This is a genomic window from Streptomyces otsuchiensis (assembly GCF_004305975.1).
GTDB lineage: Bacteria > Actinomycetota > Actinomycetes > Streptomycetales > Streptomycetaceae > Streptomyces > Streptomyces otsuchiensis.
Genome location: NZ_BHZI01000591.1, coordinates 1 through 539 on the forward strand (window position 1 = coordinate 1; position 539 = coordinate 539).

A 539-nucleotide genomic window follows, 5' to 3' on the forward strand; every position below is an offset into this window, starting at 1 on the left:
GGCCACGGGGCGGGCGGCCGAGGCGAGGGACGCTGGCCTTCGCCCTGTTCGCCGTCGACGCCGTGACCACCGTGGCCGTCGGGCTGCTGCTGGTGGGAACGACCGCCGCCACCTCGGCGCTGGTCCTCCCCGTGCTGCTGGTCCTGGTCGTCCTGCACCGCTGGGGCGGCCTCTACGGGCCCAGCCCGCTGGCCACCGGGCTCGGTGAGCTGCCCCGGCTGGCCGGTCACACCCTGCTCGCCTGGTGCGCCGGCTGCGCGGCGGTGGCCGCCGTCGGCCCGGCCGCGCAGGCCGGTGCGGCGGCGCTGACGGCCGCGGTCGCCGGGCACGCCGTCGCGGCCTGTGCCGCGCGCTCCGCGGTGCGTGCGCTGCGGCGCCGTGCGCTGCGGGCCAACCCGCGTTCGGCGCTGGTGGTCGCCGCGGGCGAGGGCGGGCCGGCGCTGGCGTCCGCGCTGCGTGGGCACCCCGAGTACGGGATGCGGCCGGTGGCGTTGGTCGTGCCGCAGGACCGGCCGCCGACCGTCCCCGCGCCCTCCTCC

Annotated in this window: 1 protein-coding gene; it reads left to right on the top strand. The window is 80.7% G+C overall.

Translation table 11 applies throughout. The features are described 5' to 3' along the window. Positions 1-62: 62 nt before the first annotated feature. A partial coding sequence (locus E0D90_RS25990) for a nucleoside-diphosphate sugar epimerase/dehydratase (RefSeq protein ID WP_369008446.1) occupies positions 63-539 on the top strand: 477 nt, incomplete at its 3' end.